Here is a 14,378-nt window from a genome sequence, read left to right as displayed (position 1 = left end):
GCCGGGCTTTTGCCCGGCCCCTCCGGTTTTGGTCTCAGTGTTCTGTTTCCACCGCCGTGCAGCGCCACCTGCGGTCCGCTCCCAGCGTCAGGCGGAACGCCAGCGCCCGCAGCCGTGGGCCCGTCGCGATGCGGGCGAACACCTCGTACGTCTCGGGCTGCGGCTGGTAGTGGCCGATCCGGCGGATCGTGGGGCGGTGGCCGTCCGTGCGGAGCGGCCCGCGCTCGGCCAGCCGGGCCAGGTCGTCGAAGGCCGTGTTGGCGATGTGCCGGGCCACCCAGTGGACCGGGCGCTGGCCGCTGAGGACCAGGAGCAGGCGTTCCGCGAAGAGCTCGGTGGGGTGCGGGGGCGGCTGGGCGGGGATCGTGCCGGGGCGGCGTTCGCGGGCCGAGGGGCGGCGGGAGTCCCTCCGGGTCGGCGGGCGGGTGGCTGCCGGGCGGGGGCGGGGCCTGGTCATCACCTTGTGCATGGGGGTGCCTCTCGTTTCGCCGCGGAGTCCGGCCGGCCACTTGGTACCGGGGAGTAACTTTTCGTTGGGGGATCTTGTACGGGGGCCGAGGCGGTCGGGGCAAGGGGGCGGGGCTGTGCGGGGGCCGGCCCTGGGATTCACCTATCCGGGGGGAGCGCGGGCTCGGGGGCCGTGGGGCGGCGGGGCTGCGGTGGGTGAGGTTCCGTAGGCATGTTGACCGCATCGGGGGTCGTCGGGAGAGCTCGATGGGGGACTCCCGGGGGAGTCCCGGACGTATCCTGAAGGTCTTCCACGACCACGAAGTCCGCGTGCCGCGGACATGGATGAAAGCGGTCAGCCCTATGCGTGTCTACGTTCCTGTGACCTTGCCCCGGCTCGCCGAGGCGTACAAGGCGGGGGAGCTGGGGCCCGGACCGCTCGTCGCCTACGCCGTCACGCCCGCCCTGCGGGAGTGGTACGTCTCGGACGACATCGAGGAGCTCGAGTACGCGGCGCTGAACCGGGCGGCGGCGGCGTCGCTGCGGATGATCGCGGTGGAGGCCGGCGCCGCGCGGCGCCGGGTCGTTCTCGCCGCGGATGTGCCGGACGGAGCGGCCGTCGCCGACCCGGACCGCGCGCTCGACCAGGCGGCGCTCGGCGAGGTGCGGATCGGCGGGGCGCTGCCGCTGGGGAAGGTGGCGGCCGTGCACGTGGACGCGGACGACGCGGAGGCGGACGTGCGGGCCGCGGTCGAGGCGTTGGGCGCGGCGGACCAGGGGGACGACGACGCGCGGTTCGTGGTGGACGGGGCCGAGGACCATGAGCTGCTCTGGTTCGCGACGCAGGAGATTCCCGGGTTGATCGCCTAGGACCTGTCCTGCGGGGCTGCCGCCCGGACGCTCGCGGTCGGACGCCCGTGCGGAAGGGTAGGTTTTCCGCATGGGGAAGCTGCTGCGCGGGGCGCATATCGTGTGGGACTGGAACGGGACGCTGCTGCATGACATCCATGCGGTGATCGAGGCCACGAACGCCTCCTTCGCGGAGCTCGGGCTCGAGTCGATCACGTTGGAGCGGTATCGCGATCTGTACTGCGTGCCGATTCCCCGGTTCTACGAGCGGCTGATGGGGCGGATGCCCACCGAGGCCGAGTGGCGGGTCATGGACACCGTCTTCCACAAGCACTACTGGGCGCGGGCCGAGGCCTGCGGCCTTGCCGAGGGCGCCTCCGAGCTGCTGGCCGCGCGGCGGGCCGACGGACGTACGCAGTCCCTGCTGTCGCTCGCCCCGCACGAGCGGCTGCTCCCGATCGTGCGCCGGCACGGGATCCACGAGTACTTCGTACGGATCGACGGGCGTACCGACGAATCGCACGCCGGCAAGGCCGAGCGGATGGTGCGGCACCTCGACGCTCTCGAAGAGCGTCTCGACGTCACGCGTGTGGTGGTCATCGGGGACGCCGTCGATGACGCCGTCGCCGCCGCGCACGTGGGGGCGCGGGCCGTCCTCTACACCGGTGGCTCGCACAGCCGGGCCAGCCTGGAGCTCGCCGGAGTGCCCGTCGTCGACAGTCTCGCGGAGGCTGTCGAGGAGGCCGAACGGCTCGTCGCCTGAGGGCGGTTGCGGAGATTCCGTTCACGCTCCGCGTCGGACTGCGTACGCTGAGGTGGGATCCTCGGCCTGGCGGGACGACGTGACGGGGGCGGTAACGCGATGGGTTTCGGCTTCGGGCAGCGGCGGGGCGGGCAACTGCCCGCCGAGTTGACCTCGTTCGTCGGGCGGGTGGACGAACTGGCGCGCGTGCAGGCGGCTTTCGCGTACGCGCGCCTCGTCACGCTGGTCGGGCCGGGCGGTGTCGGAAAGAGCCGTACCGCGCTGCGGGCCGCCGCCGGGCTGGGGGAGCGGTTTCCGGATGGGGTGTGGCTGGCCGAGCTGTCGGCCCTGAAGGATCCGGAGCTGATCCCCGCCACGCTCGCCGCGGTCCTCGAACTGCCGGAGCAGCCGGGGATGGCGCCGCTCGACGCGGTCGTCGCGCATCTGCAGGGGCGGCGGCTGCTCATCGTGCTCGACACCTGTGAGCACCTCGTCGACGCCTGCGCGATGCTCTCCGACATCCTGCTGCGCGAGGCCGCCGACGTCTGTGTGCTCGCGACCAGCAGACAGCCGCTGGACGTGCCGGGGGAGCACTGCTGTCCCGTCCCGCCGCTCGCGCCGGACGACGCGGTGGAGCTGTTCGCGCAGCGGGCCGCCGCCGTCGTGCCCGGGTTCCGGGCGGACGACGTGCACCGGGAGCGGCTGCTGGCCCTGGTGCACCGGCTCGACTGCATTCCGCTCGCTCTCGAGCTCGCGGCGGTGCGGTTGCGGGCCGTCTCCATCGAGGAGCTCGTGGCGCGGCTCGACGACCGGTTCCAGGTGCTGACCGGGGGACGGCGCACCGCTCTCTCGCGGCATCAGACGTTGCGTACCGCCATCGACTGGTCGCATGAACTCTGCACGCCCGCCGAGCAGTTGCTGTGGGCCAGGCTGTCGGTCTTCGCCGGGTCCTTCGAGCTGGTGGCGGCCGAGCAGGTGTGTGGCGACGAGTCGCTGCCCGTGGGCGAGGTCCTCGCCCAGCTGATCGGGCTCGTCGACAAGTCCGTGGTGCAGCGGCTCGGGGAGTCCGGGAACCGCTACCGGCTGCTCGACACCTTGCGGGAGTACGGGGCCGAGCGGCTCGCCGCCGTGGAGGGTGACGCGGGCGCGGCGCTGCGGGCGCGGCACTTCGCGTACTACCGGGATTTGGGGCGGCGCTTCGAGGACGGGTTCCTGACCGCCGCGCAGCCCGAACTGCACCGGGCCGTGCGCGCGGAGATGGCCGGGCTGCGGGCCGCGCTGGAGTACGCGTACGGGACCCCGGGGCGGGAGCGGGAGGGGCTGCGCCTCGCGGCCCGGCTGTGGCCGCACTGGCGGGCCTCCGGGACGCTCTCCGAAGGCGCGTACTGGATCGAGAAGGGTCTGGAGCGCGTGGCCGAGGACTGCTCGGCGCGGGCGTGGGGGCTGCTGGCGACCGGTGCCTTCGGCGTCTGGACCGCGGATCTCGCGACGGCCGTCGAGCGGATGGCGCTCGCGCGGGAGTGCGCGGAGCGGGCGGGCGACGACGAGGTCGCGCAGTTCGCCGAGGCGTACGCGCACGGGCTCGCGGCGCTGTGCGGGGACGAGGCGGGACTGGCGGCGCTCGCGGACGTGCGGCGGCGGATGGTCGAGAGCGACAACCGGCTGGGCCTCGTGGTGATGAGTTACGAGGCCGGTCTCCTGCAAGCCGTCCTGGGGGACACGGACGGCGCCCTCGAGCTGTGCGCGCAGGGCCTCGACCTGCTGGAAGGGGTCGGGGAGCGGCAGGTCTACGGGTCGACGCTGATGGTGCAGGGGCTGGTGCGGTGGCTCGCGGGGGAGCGGGCCGCGGGGGTCGCGTCGATGTGCCGGGGGCTGGAGGCGGCGAGCGAGGTCGACGAGATCCTCGTCGCCGCGATGTGCTGCCACGGGCTCGCGTGGGCGTCCGCGCGGGAGGGGCGGCAGGTGCGGGCCGCCTGGCTGTTCGGGTACGCGGAGAACGCGCGGCGGCTCGGCGGCGATCCGATCGGCATGCTGCCGTCGCTGCTGGAGCAGCAGGAGGCGGCGCGCAAGTCGGTGCGGGAGGCGTTGGGCGGCAAGCAGTTCGACCGGTGGCACGCGGTGGGGGCGCGGCTGACCGGGCGGCAGGTGCTGGAGGCGGTGCGGGCCGACGCGGACGTGCCGGGGCGGGCGCCGGGGCAGCGGGCCCCGGCCGGGGCGGTGCGGCGCGGCGGGGGCGACGTGCTGACGCGGCGGGAGCGGGAGGTCGCCGAGCTGGTCGCCCAGGGGCTTTCGAACCGGGAGATCGCCGAGCGGCTGGTCATCTCCAAGCGGACCGCGGACGCGCACGTGGAGCACATCCTGGCGAAGCTCGGGGTGGGGTCCCGTACGGAGATCGCGGGGGCCGCCGAAGTCGGGTAGCTCCGGACGCCGTGGACCCCTGGGTGGGACGCCTGCCCTCGCCGACGAGGGCAGGCGTCCGCCGGCCGCTCACGGGGTGTGGTGGAGCGGGAGGGTGCCGAGCCACGACAGCCGTGGGGAGTTGACCAGGCACTGCCGGCACCCCGCCCGCCTCGCGCGCCCCCGTGAGCGGCGCACCACCGAGTCTGTTGGGTGCGTACTCCTCCCGGCATCGGTATGCCGAAGGATCCGCATACCGATGTGGCCGCCACGCATACCTATGAGCGTGGGTCATGGCACGGGACCACACGGACCCTGGCGGAGGACCGCCCTCCGTATCAGGTGACCGGCGCCTTAGCCCGCAGCACCGTGAGGAACTCCCGCATCCACCGCGAGTGGTCCGGCCACGCGCGGGCCGAGACCAGCGTGCCGTCCACCACCGCCTCCGCGTCCTGGAAGGTGGCCCCCGCCGCCTGCATGTCCAGCTCCAGCGCCGGGTACGCCGTGACCCTGCGGCCGCTCAGGCCGCCGATCGCGGCGGTCAGGAGCGGGCCGTGGCAGATCTGCGCCACCGGCTTGTCCGCGTCGAAGAAGGACTTGAGGATCTTGCGGAGCTCCGGGTCGTTGCGCAGGTACTCCGGGGCCCGGCCGCCCGGGATCACCAGCGCGACGTACTGGCCGGGATCCACCTCGGCGAAGGCGAGGTCCGCGGGCCAGGTGTACCCCGGCTTTTCCGTGTACGTGTCGAAGCCCGGCTCGAAGTCGTGGACCACGAACTGCAGCTTCTTGCGGGCGGGGGCGGCGATGTGGACGTCGTAGCCCTCCTCGCGCAGCCGCTGGTAGGGGTAGAGGACTTCGAGTGACTCGGCCGCGTCGCCGGTCACCAGCAGGATCTTGGCTGCCATCTTGGTGCGCTCCCCTCGGACGAGGGCTGCCGCCGTTGTCGGCCGGCCCCTCCCGCCAACGTGCCCGCGCGGTGGCCGTTTGCCAAGAGGGGTGGCGGCCGGGGTCACTGTGCAGAGTGTCAAAGTTCGACCCCTGCTTTTGTACACATACGGCTCATGACGGGTTCCGGGCGGAGAGCGATAGCCTTGACCCGTGATCAGCGCGATATCCCGCGGGGGCATGGACGCCCCCGCTCTGCGCCCGGGGAACACGGTGGACAACCGTGCCCGGGACCTCGCTGACGCTTCTTCGCGGTGCGGCCGACCCGGCCGGGCATGCCATCCGTCAGTGGAACCGCTGAAAATGGCGGAAAGCCGACCGCTCTTCCCGCACCGCGGCATAACGTCGAATCCGGCCGGAGACCCCGTGCCGCGGCGTTACGGCACATCACTTCCTTCTACGTCACGCAACGGCGCGCGACAGGAGTCAGAGGACAATGCAGACCAAGCTGGACGAAGCCAAGGCCGAGCTGCTCGCGCGGGCCGCCCGGGTAGCTGAGAACAGCCCGGCCGGAGGGCGCCTACCGAGCGGCGCACCGACTGGGACGACGAGCGAGGCCACGCCCGATCAGGACGCGGCTCTCGCGTTCCTCCAGCGCTACTACCTGCACACGGCCCCCGAGGACCTGGCCGACCGCGACCCGGTCGACGTCTTCGGCGCCGCCTTCTCGCACTACCGGCTCGCCGAGAACCGTCCCCAGGGGACGGCCAACGTGCGGGTCCACACCCCGACGGTCGAGGAGAACGGCTGGACCTGCAGCCACTCCGTCGTCGAGGTGGTCACCGACGACATGCCCTTCCTCGTCGACTCCGTCACCAACGAGCTCTCCCGGCAGGGGCGCGGCATCCATGTCGTGATCCACCCGCAGGTCATCGTGCGCCGTGACGTGACCGGCAAGCTCCTCGAGGTGCTGCCCCAGGGCGCCGCGGGCGAGCGGCCGCACGACGCGCTCGTCGAGTCGTGGATCCACGTCGAGATGGACCGCGAGACGGACCGTGCCGACCTGAAGCAGATCACCGCCGACCTGCTGCGGATCCTCAGCGATGTGCGGGAGACCGTCGAGGACTGGGAGAAGATGCGCGACGCCGCGCTGCGCATCGCGGACGAGCTGCCCGCCGAGCCGACCGCCGGCGACCTGCCCGACCAGGAGGTCGAGGAGGCCCGCGAGCTGCTGCGCTGGCTCGCCGACAACCACTTCACGTTCCTGGGCTTCCGTGAGTACGACCTCACGGACGACGACTCCCTCGCCGCCGTCCCCGGCACCGGCCTCGGCATCCTGCGCGCCGACCCGAAGCACGACAGCGACGACCACCACCCGGTGAGCCCGTCCTTCAACCGGCTGCCCGCCGACGCGCGCGCCAAGGCCCGCGAGCACCGCCTCCTGGTCCTGACGAAGGCCAACAGCCGCGCCACCGTCCACCGCCCGTCCTACCTCGACTACGTCGGCGTGAAGAAGTTCGACGCCGAGGGCAACGTCGTGGGGGAGCGGCGCTTCCTCGGGCTCTTCTCGTCCGCCGCGTACACGGAGTCCGTGCGCCGGGTGCCCGTCATCCGCCGCAAGGTCGCGGAGGTCCTGAAGGGCGCCGGGTTCTCCGCCAACAGCCACGACGGCCGTGACCTGCTCCAGATCCTGGAGACGTACCCGCGCGACGAGCTCTTCCAGACCCCGGCGGACGAGCTGCGCTCCATCGTCACCAGCGTCCTGTACCTCCAGGAGCGGCGGCGGCTGCGGCTCTACCTGCGCAAGGACGAGTACGGGCGCTACTACTCCGCGCTCGTCTACCTGCCGCGCGACCGCTACACCACCGGCGTCCGGCTGCGGATCATCGACATCCTCAAGGAGGAGCTGAACGGCGCCAGCGTCGACTTCACCGCCTGGAACACGGAGTCGATCCTCTCCCGCATCCACTTCGTGGTGCGCGTGCCCAAGGGCGGCGAGGTCCCCGACCTCTCCGACGCCGACGTCGAGCGCATCGAGGGACGGCTCGTCGACGCCGCCCGCTCCTGGGCCGACGGCTTCGCCGAGGCGCTGACCGCCGAGTGCGGCGAGGAGCGCGCCGCCGAACTCCTGCGCCGGTACGGCAGCGCCTTCCCCGAGGGCTACAAGGCCGACCACACGCCGCGCGCCGCCGTCGCCGACCTCCAGCACCTGGAGCAGCTCGGCCACGACGACAAGGACTTCGCGCTCTCCCTGTACGAGCCCGTCGGCGCCGCTCCCGGTGAGCGCCGCTTCAAGATCTACCGCTCCGGCGAGCAGGTCTCCCTCTCCGCCGTGCTGCCCGTGCTGCAGCGCCTCGGCGTCGAGGTCACCGACGAGCGTCCGTACGAGCTGCGCTGCGCGGACCGTACGCACGCGTGGATCTACGACTTCGGGCTGCGCATGCCCAAGTCCCCGAACGGCAACGGCGACTACCTGGGCGACGACGGCCGCGAGCGCTTCCAGGAGGCCTTCGCCGCCGCCTGGACCGGCGCCGCCGAGGTCGACGGGTTCAACTCGCTGGTCCTGCGCGCCGGGCTCAACTGGCGCCAGGCGATGGTCCTGCGGGCCTACGCGAAGTACCTGCGCCAGGCCGGTTCGACGTTCAGCCAGGACTACATGGAGGACACCCTCCGCAACAACGTCCACACCACGCGGCTGCTCGTCTCGCTCTTCGAGGCGCGGATGTCGCCGGACCGCCAGCGCGCCGGGACCGAGCTGACCGACGGGCTCCTGGAGGAGCTGGACGGCGCGCTCGACCAGGTGGCCTCCCTGGACGAGGACCGGATCCTGCGGTCCTTCCTCACCGTCATCAAGGCGACCCTGCGGACCAACTTCTTCCAGGAGAGCGAGGGCGGGAAGCCGCACAACTACGTCTCCATGAAGTTCGACCCGCAGGCCATCCCCGACCTGCCGGCGCCCCGCCCCGCGTACGAGATCTGGGTGTACTCGCCGCGTGTCGAGGGCGTCCACCTGCGCTTCGGCAAGGTCGCGCGCGGCGGTCTGCGCTGGTCCGACCGGCGCGAGGACTTCCGTACGGAGATCCTCGGCCTGGTGAAGGCGCAGATGGTGAAGAACACCGTCATCGTGCCCGTCGGCGCCAAGGGCGGCTTCGTCGCCAAGCAGCTGCCCGACCCCTCGGTGGACCGGGACGCGTGGCTGGCGGAGGGCGTCGCCTGCTACAAGACGTTCATCTCGGCGCTGCTCGACATCACCGACAACCTGGTGGCGGGCGAGGTCGTGCCGCCGGCCGACGTGGTGCGCCACGACGAGGACGACACGTACCTCGTCGTCGCGGCCGACAAGGGCACGGCGACGTTCTCCGACATCGCCAACCAGGTCGCCGAGTCGTACAACTTCTGGCTGGGCGACGCCTTCGCCTCCGGCGGTTCGGCGGGCTACGACCACAAGGGCATGGGCATCACCGCCCGCGGCGCCTGGGAGTCCGTCAAGCGGCACTTCCGGGAGCTGGGCTGCGACACCCAGTCCGAGGACTTCACGGTCGTGGGCGTCGGAGACATGTCCGGTGACGTGTTCGGCAACGGCATGCTGCTCTCCGAGCACATTCGGCTCGTCGCCGCATTCGACCACCGGCACATCTTCATCGACCCGAAGCCGGACGCCGCGACCTCGTACGCCGAGCGCCGCCGCCTCTTCGAGCTGCCCCGCTCCTCCTGGGCGGACTACAGCAAGGAGCTGCTCTCCACGGGCGGCGGGATCTTCCCGCGCAGCGCCAAGGCGATCCAGCTCAACGCCCACATCCGCGAGGCCCTCGGCATCGAGGGCAAGATCGCCAAGATGACCCCGGCCGACCTGATGAAGGCCATCCTCCAGGCGCCGGTCGACCTGCTGTGGAACGGCGGCATCGGTACGTACGTGAAGTCGTCGGCCGAGTCCAACGCCGACGTCGGCGACAAGGCCAACGACGCGATCCGCGTGGACGGCCAGGAGCTGCGCGTCAAGGTCGTCGGCGAGGGCGGCAACCTCGGCCTCACCCAGCTGGGCCGCATCGAGTTCGCGCGCGCCGGCGGCCGCATCAACACCGACGCCATCGACAACAGCGCGGGCGTGGACACCTCCGACCACGAGGTGAACATCAAGATCCTGCTCAACGCGGTGGTGGCCAACGGCGACATGACGGTCAAGCAGCGCAACAAGCTGCTCGCCGAAATGACCGACGAGGTCGGCCAGCTGGTGCTCCGCAACAACTACGCGCAGAACACCGCGCTCGCCAACGCCGTCGCCCAGTCGTCGTCCCTGCTCCACGCCCACCAGCGGTTCATGCGCAGGCTCGGCAAGCAGGGCCACCTCGACCGGGGCCTGGAGTTCCTGCCCAACGACCGGCAGATCCGCGAGCTCCTCAACTCCGGCCGCGGCCTCTCCCAGCCCGAGCTCGCCGTGCTCCTCGCCTACACGAAGATCACGGCCGCGGACGAGCTGATCCAGACGACGCTGCCCGACGACGCGTACCTGCGCCGGCTGCTGCACGCGTACTTCCCGAAGGCCCTGCACGAGAAGTTCCCCGAGCAGGTCGACGGGCACGCGCTGCGCCGCGAGATCATCACGACCGTGCTCGTCAACGACACGGTGAACACCGGTGGTTCGACCTTCCTGCACCGGCTCCGCGAGGAGACGGGCGCCTCGCTCGAGGAGATCGTGCGGGCGCAGCTCGCCGCCCGCGAGATCTTCGGCCTGAGCGAGGTCTGGGACGCGGTCGAGGCACTCGACAACGTCGTGGCCGCCGACGTCCAGACCCGGGTCCGGCTGCACTCGCGGCGCCTCGTCGAGCGCGGCTCGCGCTGGCTGCTCAACAACCGGCCGCAGCCGCTCCAGCTCGCCGAGACGATCGACTTCTTCAGCAAGGGCGTCGCCGAGGTCTGGGCCGACCTGCCGCAGCTCCTGCGCGGCTCCGACCTGGAGTGGTACGAGGGCATCCGCGACGAGCTGACCGGGGCGGGCGTGCCCGAGGAGCTGGCGCGCCGTGTCGCCGGGTTCTCGTCCGCCTTCCCGGCGCTCGACATCGTCGCCGTCGCCGAGCGGACGGGCAAGGAGCCGATGGCCGTCGCCGAGGTCTACTACGACCTCGCCGACCGGCTCCGCATCACCCAGCTCATGGACCGCATCATCGAGCTGCCGCGGGCCGACCGCTGGCAGTCCATGGCGCGCGCCTCGATCCGCGAGGACCTGTACGCCGCGCACGCCGCGCTGACGTCGGACGTCCTCGCCGTCGGCAACGGCACGTCGACGCCGGAGGAGCGCTTCAAGGCGTGGGAGGAGAAGAACGCCCCCATCCTGAGCCGGGCGCGGACGACGCTGGAGGAGATCCAGAGCTCGGACGCGTTCGACCTGGCGAACCTCTCGGTGGCCATGCGGACGATGAGGACGTTGCTGCGCACGCACTCGTGATCTCTGGTAGGGGAGGCAAGGGCGCCCGGGGCCGTTTCGGCTCCGGGCGCCCTTTTCTCGTACCTCTATGCGTATCCCTTCGCGCACCGCGGAGCGCATCGTGGGGTGATTGGTTGCCTCTGGGGCGCGGAATGGGTGATGAGATTCGCCATAAGCCATTAATTCAGACATTTGGTCTAAGGTGGGTGAGATTGTCTGATGGCTGCCGACGGCTGTCCGACGGCTGACCGACGGCATCACCGACGGCGTCTCCGACCATGGAAGGGCTTGAGCCATGACTGTGAACCTCCCTCAGGACATGTCGGAGAACCTCTCCGAAAGCCTCGCCGCCCGGCTGCCCGAGGAGTGGGCCGCGACCCCGCTGACCGTCGTCATGCCGACGTACAACGAAGCGGGCAACCTGCCCGGCATGGCCGAGGCCCTGATGGCGCTCCCCCTGCCCGGCCTGCGCCTCCTCGTCGTCGACGACTCCAGCCCTGACGGCACCGGCGAGGTCGCCGAACGCTTCGCCGAGCGGTACGGCAGCGCCCGCATGACCGTCCTGCACCGCACCGAGAAGGACGGCCTCGGCCGCGCCTACGCGGCGGGCATGGCGAAGGCCGTCGCCGAGGGCGCGCACTACGTCCTCCAGATGGACGCCGACGGCAGCCACCCCGTGGAGAAGGCCGCCGAACTGCTCGGCGTCGCCCTCGCCACGGACGCCGGCGTCGTCGTCGGCAGCCGGTACGTCCAGGGCGGCACGCTCTCCGACGCGTGGGGCGCCCACCGCAAGCTGCTCTCCCGCTGGGCCAACGCGTACGCCGGCACCATCCTCGGGACCCGCGTCCGCGACATCACCGGCGGCTTCAACCTGTGGCGCGCCGACGCCCTGCGCGCCATCGACCTCGCCTCCGTGGACAGCGCGGGCTACAGCTTCCAGGTCGAGATGAAGTACCGGGCGCTGCGCCGAGGCTTCGGCGTCATGGAGGTCCCGATCCACTTCGAGGACCGCACGGTCGGCGAGTCGAAGATGAACCTGATGGTGCAGCTCGAGTCGGTCGTCATGCCGTGGAAGCTGCGGCTGGACGGGAGAGCGGGGGCGCGGGGCGCGGGGGTACGGAACTCGGAGGTACGGGGATGAGTGTGCCCACCCTGCACGAGGCGCCGGCACCCGCGGTGCCCGCGCAGAGTCCCGCGCCGCCTGCCCCGGCCCCCGCCCCTCGGCTCTCCCTCACCCGGCTGCGCGGGCTGTTCCTGGAGGTCGTGAAGTTCGGCCTGGTCGGCGGCAGCGGCGTCGCCGTGAACCTCGTCGTCTTCAACCTGCTGCTGCACGGGCTCGCCTCCGGCCCGATGACGGCGACGGTGCTGGCCAGCTGCGTCGCCATGGGCACGAACTACCTGGGCTTCCGCTTCTTCGCCTACCGCGACCGCGCCTCGCGCACCAAGCGGCAGATCGCGCTCTTCTTCGCGTTCAGCGGGGTCGGCGTGGCGATGGAAAGTGTCCTGTTCTACGCGGCGTACCACGGGGCGGACATGAGCGGCCCGCTCGGCTCGAACATCGCCAAGGCGCTGTCGATCGTCCTGGCGTCGGCGTTCCGCTTCCTGGTGTACCGGACGTGGGTCTTCCAGCACGATGCGCGTCGCCACTAACGCGGTCGTACGACGGGTCGTCTGGATCACGGCGGCCCTCCTCCTCGCCCTGCTCCTCCTCGTGATCGTGCGCCTGCCCTGGGCGGGCGACCTCGGCATCCACGCGGCGACGATCGAGCGCCTGCGCCACGACCTGGCCCACCCCGGCAACCCGCTGGTCGACGCCGACACCCCGAGCCCGTACTACTCGCCCTGGATGCTGCTGCTCGGCTGCCTGGCCAAGGCGACCGGCCTCGGCACGTTCGTGGTGCTGCGGGTGGCCGCGCTGGCGGGCCTTGGACTGCTGGCCACGGGGGTCTGGCACTTCGTACGCACACTGAGCCCCCGGCGGGGCGCACCGCCGCTGGCCCTGCTCTGCCTGCTCCTGCTCTGGGGCCCCGGACTCTTCAACTGGAGCGGCTTCCTCGGCCTCAACTCCCTTGCCCTGACGGTGTCCTACCCGAGTACGTTCGCGCTCGGGCTGTCCTTCCACCTGTGGGCGCTGCTGCGGAAGGCGCTGCGCGGGGACGGGGCGGGGTGGCCGGCCTTTCTGGGCCTGGGGGCGCTGTGGGCGGTGACGCTGCTGAGCCACCAGTTCACGGGTGTGGTCGCGTCGTTCGGGGCGCTGGCGATGGTGCTGGGCGCGCGGCCGTGGCTGACGCGGGCGGTGCTGACGCGGCTGGCGGGTGGCCTGGGCCTGGGGCTTGTGGCGCTGGCGGCCTGGCCGTACTACTCCTTCTTCGACCTCTTCGAGGCGGGCGGCGGCCTGGAGGACATCCACCGCTCCCTCTACCGGGACCTGCTTCCGCACTTCGGCCTGGCCCTGCTGGGCGTGGCGGCGCTCGCGTCGCGCCTGCGGCGGGACCACCGGGACCCGCTGGTCATCTTCTTCGCCCTCGGCGCGACGATGTTCGCGGCGGGCGGCCTGACCGGCCACTACTCGTGGGGCCGGGTGCTGCCCGCGGCCCTGATACCGGCCCAACTGGCGGCCGCGCTGGAGGCCTTCGAGCCGACGGCACGGGTGGCGGCGCGGCGCGCCTTCGCGGTCGTGCTGGGTGCGGCCCTGCTGGCCGGCGCGTGGACGCAGGCGGGCACGCTGGGCTACGTCCTGCCGAAGGCTTCCCTCCCCGGGCCGGTGGCCGCCAAGTACAAGGCACCGTGGCCCGGTTACCACTGGCTCACACCGAAGGTGCGGTACGGCGACGTGGTCCTGGCCAAGACCTTCCCGGCCCGCCAGATCCCGGCGTACGGGCCCTACACGGTGGCTCCCGGTTACCCCGACTTCTTCCTGCCGGACCAGGAGGAGCGGTTGGCGGCGGTGCGGGACTATTTCGCGCCGGGGACTACACGGGCGGAGCGGCTGGACGTGCTGCGGAGGTACGGGGTGCGGTGGGTCGTGCAGTACCCGGGGGACGGGGGGCTGCGTCCGGACGACCCCGCCCTGCGCAGGACGGGATCGTCCGGGCCGAAGGGGCAGGTGCTCTACGAGGTGCGGGGCTGAGCTCTGTGCGATGCGGGCTGAGTTCGCCCTCGTTCCACCGTCGTTCAGCGGCAGCCGGTCTGCATGTTGCCCGCCCGGGTGGAGCTGGCGAGGTCGCTGATCTCGCCGTAATTGTCGCGCTGCCCGTTGAGCGCCCCGTGTGAGATGTGCGCCTGCCCGTACCGGTAGTCGTCGAAGACGCACCACATCCCGCCGCTGTTGTTGGCGTACGAGGATGCCTTGTTGTCCATGTCCTGCTGCCGCAGGTCCATGGAGCCGGCGCGGAAGGCGACCATGCGGCCGTTGCCGTCCGGGTCTTCGAAGAGGCAGTAGCTGCCGCTCGGACAGCGTCCGTAACCGGCGGCGGCGGACTGTGCGGGCGATGCCATGGGCAGGACGGCTGATCCCACGGCGAGGGCGAGGGCGAGCGAGAGGTTGCGGAGGCGCATGCCGCAGCCTTTCCCTCCGGCCCGAGCCCCGAAGCGGAAAGCCCTCCTACGGGGGCCATTTGAGTGTCTTCACGTCGA

The 14,378-nt window shown here is 71.7% G+C and carries 10 protein-coding genes; 7 read left to right on the top strand and 3 right to left on the bottom strand.

The window, feature by feature from the left end:
* Window positions 1-34: 34 nt before the first annotated feature.
* Window positions 35-457, bottom strand: coding sequence for an Rv3235 family protein (locus tag ACI2L3_RS35485; RefSeq protein WP_404756545.1), 423 nt, complete (start codon window positions 455-457; stop codon window positions 35-37).
* Window positions 458-810: 353 nt separating this feature from the next.
* Between ACI2L3_RS35485 and ACI2L3_RS35480 the strand changes: the two genes are divergently transcribed.
* The 3 genes from ACI2L3_RS35480 (at window position 811) to ACI2L3_RS35470 (ending at window position 4,456) form a co-directional block, all read left to right on the top strand.
* Entirely contained in the window at window positions 811-1,317 is a 507-nt protein-coding gene (locus ACI2L3_RS35480; RefSeq protein WP_404756544.1) for a DUF6912 family protein, read from the top strand.
* 70 nt (window positions 1,318-1,387) lie between these two features.
* Entirely contained in the window at window positions 1,388-2,059 is a 672-nt protein-coding gene (locus ACI2L3_RS35475; protein ID WP_404756543.1) for an HAD family hydrolase, read from the top strand.
* A gap of 99 nt (window positions 2,060-2,158) precedes the next feature.
* Window positions 2,159-4,456, top strand: coding sequence for an ATP-binding protein (locus ACI2L3_RS35470; protein WP_404756542.1), 2,298 nt, complete (start codon window positions 2,159-2,161; stop codon window positions 4,454-4,456).
* Window positions 4,457-4,773: 317 nt separating this feature from the next.
* Here ACI2L3_RS35470 and ACI2L3_RS35465 read toward each other — a convergent pair whose 3' ends face one another.
* Complete coding sequence (locus ACI2L3_RS35465; RefSeq protein WP_404756541.1) at window positions 4,774-5,340, bottom strand: DJ-1/PfpI family protein; 567 nt, start codon at window positions 5,338-5,340, stop codon at window positions 4,774-4,776.
* A 476-nt stretch (window positions 5,341-5,816) separates the two neighbouring features.
* On the opposite strand from ACI2L3_RS35465, the gene ACI2L3_RS35460 reads away from it, so the two are divergent.
* From ACI2L3_RS35460 to ACI2L3_RS35445, 4 genes are all read left to right on the top strand, one after another.
* Window positions 5,817-10,763, top strand: coding sequence for an NAD-glutamate dehydrogenase (locus ACI2L3_RS35460; protein ID WP_404756540.1), 4,947 nt, complete (start codon window positions 5,817-5,819; stop codon window positions 10,761-10,763).
* Between the two features lie 274 nt (window positions 10,764-11,037).
* Window positions 11,038-11,883 (top strand): polyprenol monophosphomannose synthase, encoded by an 846-nt coding sequence (locus ACI2L3_RS35455; protein ID WP_404756539.1) that lies wholly within the window; start codon window positions 11,038-11,040, stop codon window positions 11,881-11,883.
* Window positions 11,880-12,392 (top strand): GtrA family protein, encoded by a 513-nt coding sequence (locus ACI2L3_RS35450; protein WP_404756538.1) that lies wholly within the window; start codon window positions 11,880-11,882, stop codon window positions 12,390-12,392. The genes ACI2L3_RS35455 and ACI2L3_RS35450 overlap by 4 nt, the downstream gene beginning before the upstream one ends.
* The gene (locus tag ACI2L3_RS35445) at window positions 12,376-13,872 is read left to right on the top strand and encodes a hypothetical protein (protein WP_404756537.1); all 1,497 of its coding nucleotides are present in this window, start codon (window positions 12,376-12,378) and stop codon (window positions 13,870-13,872) included. Before ACI2L3_RS35450 ends, ACI2L3_RS35445 begins: the two co-directional genes overlap by 17 nt.
* 44 nt (window positions 13,873-13,916) lie before the next feature.
* Here ACI2L3_RS35445 and ACI2L3_RS35440 read toward each other — a convergent pair whose 3' ends face one another.
* Window positions 13,917-14,300: a peptidase inhibitor family I36 protein gene (locus ACI2L3_RS35440; RefSeq protein WP_404756536.1), complete on the bottom strand. Its 384-nt coding sequence runs from the start codon at window positions 14,298-14,300 to the stop codon at window positions 13,917-13,919.
* Between the last annotated feature and the right edge of the window lie 78 nt (window positions 14,301-14,378).

The organism is Streptomyces sp. NPDC029674 (assembly GCF_044903205.1).
In the GTDB taxonomy this organism is placed as follows: domain Bacteria; phylum Actinomycetota; class Actinomycetes; order Streptomycetales; family Streptomycetaceae; genus Streptomyces.
Note: the sequence above shows the minus strand (reverse complement) of the source record. Positions and strands in the feature narration are given on the sequence as shown.